This window comes from Mycobacterium sp. 1245499.0 (genome assembly GCF_001673615.1).
GTDB lineage: Bacteria > Actinomycetota > Actinomycetes > Mycobacteriales > Mycobacteriaceae > Mycobacterium > Mycobacterium europaeum_A.
In genome coordinates this window covers 1-3,432 of sequence record NZ_LZMG01000391.1, presented here as the reverse complement: position 1 = coordinate 3,432, position 3,432 = coordinate 1, and the positions used below count along the sequence as shown (strand labels likewise).

Sequence of the window (3,432 nt, the reverse complement as noted above, 5' to 3'; positions counted from 1 at the left end):
GCCCGGCGCCGACCCGGCCGGATGGCACGGCCTGACCCCGGTCAGCACCAGCGAACCGTTGCGGGGCAGCGGCGATGTGGTGACGTTGACGCCCTCAACCATGCAGACCCTCAACGACTGCCCGCTGCGCTGGCTCGCCGAGCGGCACGGCGGATCCAACCCGCGCGATGTGCGCTCGGCGATCGGATCGGTGGTGCACGCCCTGATCGCCCAACCGCACAAGAGCGAATCGGAATTGCTGGCCGAGCTGGACCGCGCCTGGGGACACCTACCCTTTGCGGCGCAATGGCATTCGGCCAACGAGCTGGCTCGCCACCGGGCCATGCTGGAGGCGTTCATCGAGTGGCGGTCGCAGACCCGGGGCGCACTGACCGAGGTCGGCGTCGAGGTCGAGATCGACGGAACCGTGGCCACCGAGGGCGGCGGCGAGGTCCGGCTGCGCGGGCGGGTCGACCGGCTGGAACGGGATGCCGCCGGCCGGCTGGTCATCGTCGACATCAAAACCGGCAAGACGCCGGTCAGCAAGGACGACGCGCAACAGCACGCCCAGCTGGCCATGTATCAGCTGGCGGTGGCCGACGGATTGGTCGGCAATGGCACCGAGAACGTCGAACCCGGCGGTGCCCGGCTGGTCTACCTCGGCAAGACCGGGGCATCGGGAGTGGCCGAACGCGAACAGGATCCGCTGACCGCGGCCGGCGGCGATGAATGGCGCGAGGTCATCGCCCGGGCGGCCGACGCGACGTCCGGCCCGCAATTCATCGCGCGGCGCAACGACGGCTGCAGCCATTGCCCCATCCGGGCGAACTGCCCGGCCCACGCCGACGGATCACAGCGATGACGCCGCCGCGCTATTCCCCGGCCGAATTGGCCAAGGCGCTCGGGCTTTTCCCGCCGACCGACGAGCAGGCCGCCGTCATCGCCGCGCCGCCGGGGCCGCTGGTGGTCATCGCCGGGGCGGGCGCCGGCAAGACCGAAACCATGGCCGCGCGGGTGGTGTGGCTGATCGCCAACGGCTACGCCGATCCCGGTCAGGTGCTGGGATTGACCTTCACCCGCAAGGCCGCCGGCCAGCTGCTGCGCCGGGTCCGGTCCCGACTGGCCCGGCTGGCCGGCGTCGGGCTGGGCCCGCCTGGCGCCGCCGACGCACCCGTCGACACCGAGGGCGCGCCGACGGTCAGCACCTACCACGCCTTCGCGGGCTCGCTGCTGCGCGACTACGGGCTGCTGCTGCCCGTCGAGCCCGACACCCGGCTGCTCAGCGAAACCGAGTTGTGGCAACTGGCTATCGACGTGGTGAACGCCTATCCCGGGCAGCTGCGGACCGACAAGACCCCGGCGGCGGTCACCTCGATGGTGCTGCGGCTGTGGGGGCAGCTGGCCGAGCACCTGGTGGACACCGGCCAGCTGCGCGACACCCACCTGGAGCTGGAGCGGCTGATCCACTCCCTGCCCGCCGGCCCCTACCAACGCGACCGCGGCCCCAGCCAATGGCTGCTGCGGCTGCTGGCCACCCAGACCGAGCGCGCCGAACTGGTGCCCCTGCTCGACGCCCTCGACGAACGCATGCGCGCCGCGAAGGTGATGGATTTCGGGATGCAGATGGCGTCGGCGGCCAGGCTGGCGGCGACCTTCCCGCAAGTGGGCGAGGACCTGCGCAGCCGCTACCGGGTGGTACTGCTCGACGAATACCAGGACACCGGCCACGCCCAACGCATCGCGCTCTCAACGCTGTTCGGGGGTGGGGTCGACGACGGCCTGGCGCTCACGGCCGTCGGTGACCCCATCCAGTCGATCTACGGCTGGCGCGGCGCGTCGGCGACCAACCTGCCCCGGTTCACCACCGACTTCCCCCGATCCGACGGCACCCCCGCGCCCATGTGCGAGTTGCGGACCAGCTGGCGCAATCCGCCGCGGGCCCTGCGGGTGGCCAACGCGGTGTCGGCGGAGGCGCGGCGGCGCTCGGTGGCCGTGCACGCGCTGCGCCCGCGCCCGGATGCCCCACCCGGCACGGTCCGCTGTGCGTTGCTGCCCGACGTGACGGCCGAGCGGGAGTGGATCGCCGAGCACCTCGACGCGCACTACCGGCGGGCCCGCGACGAGGGCGTCAGCCCGCCGACGGCCGCGGTGCTGGTGCGCCGCAACGCCGATGCCGCGCCCATCGCGGACGCGCTGCGCGCCCGCGGGATCCCGGTCGAGGTCGTCGGACTGGCGGGGCTGCTGGCCATCCCGGAGGTCGCCGAGGTGGTCGCCATGCTGCGGCTGGTCGCCGATCCGACGGCCGGCGCGGCGGCGATGCGGGTGCTCACGAGTTCGCGCTGGCGCCTGGGTGCGCGTGACCTCGCGGCGTTGTGGCAGCGCGCGCGTGTACTGGGCGGGGGTGTGCCGACCGGCGATCCCTGTTCGCCCGAGTCGATCGCGAGCGCGGCCGGCCCCGACGCGGACACCGTGTGCCTGGCCGACGCGATCGCCGATCCCGGTGCGGCCGAGGCATATTCGGCCGCGGGGTATCAACGCATCACGGCGCTGGCCGCCGAACTGAGCGCCCTGCGCGCCCACCTCGGCCATCCGCTCGGGGACCTCGTCGCCGAGGTGCGCCGGGTGCTGGGCATCGACTGCGAGGTCCGGGCCGCGGCCGGGGTCGGGGCCGGCTGGGCCGGCAGCGAGCATCTGGACGCGTTCGCCGACGTCGTCGCCGCGTACGCCGAACGCACCGACGCCGTAACCGGGCCCGCGGACGGATCGGCGGCCACGTCGGTGACCGGCCTGCTGGCCTACTTGGACGTGGCCGAGTCGGTCGAAAACGGCTTGGCGCCGGCACCATTGGCGGTCGCCCGCGACCGCGTCCAAATCCTCACCGTGCACTCGGCGAAGGGGCTGGAATGGCAAGTCGTGGCGGTGGCCCACCTGTCCGGTGGCACCTTCCCGTCCACGGCGTCGAAGAGCACCTGGCTCACCGATGCCGGCGAGTTACCCCCGCTGTTGCGCGGCGACCGCGCCGCCGCGGGCGCCCTGGGCATCCCGGTGATGGACACCTCGGACGTCACCAACCGAAAGCAGCTGTCGGACAAGATCTCCGAGCACCGCCGCCAGCTCGAGCAGCGGCGCATCGACGAGGAGCGGCGGCTGCTCTACGTCGCCATCACCCGCGCAGAGGACACCCTGCTGGTGTCGGGGCACCACTGGGCGGCCACCGGCATCAAGCCGCGCGGCCCGTCGGACTTTTTGTGCGAGATCAACGCCGTCATCGACGACTCGGCCGCGGCCGGCGACCCGTGCGGAACGGTGGAGCACTGGGCGCCGCCACCCGCCGACGGTGAGCAAAACCCACTGCGCGACAACGTCATCGAGGCTGTGTGGCCACCCGACCCGCTAGCCGAGCGACGCAACGACGTCGAGCGCGGGGCGGCGCTGGTGGCTCAGGCGCTGCGC

General features: G+C 73.0%; 2 protein-coding genes. Both read left to right on the top strand.

Annotation, left to right across the window (positions count from 1 at the left end; genetic code table 11):
• A partial coding sequence (locus A5646_RS24220; RefSeq protein ID WP_197505274.1) for a PD-(D/E)XK nuclease family protein occupies nucleotides 1–841 on the top strand: 841 nt, incomplete at its 5' end.
• Nucleotides 838–3,432: ATP-dependent helicase (locus tag A5646_RS24215; protein ID WP_067024746.1), on the top strand; the 2,595-nt coding region annotated here is incomplete at its 3' end. The genes A5646_RS24220 and A5646_RS24215, both read left to right, overlap by 4 nt.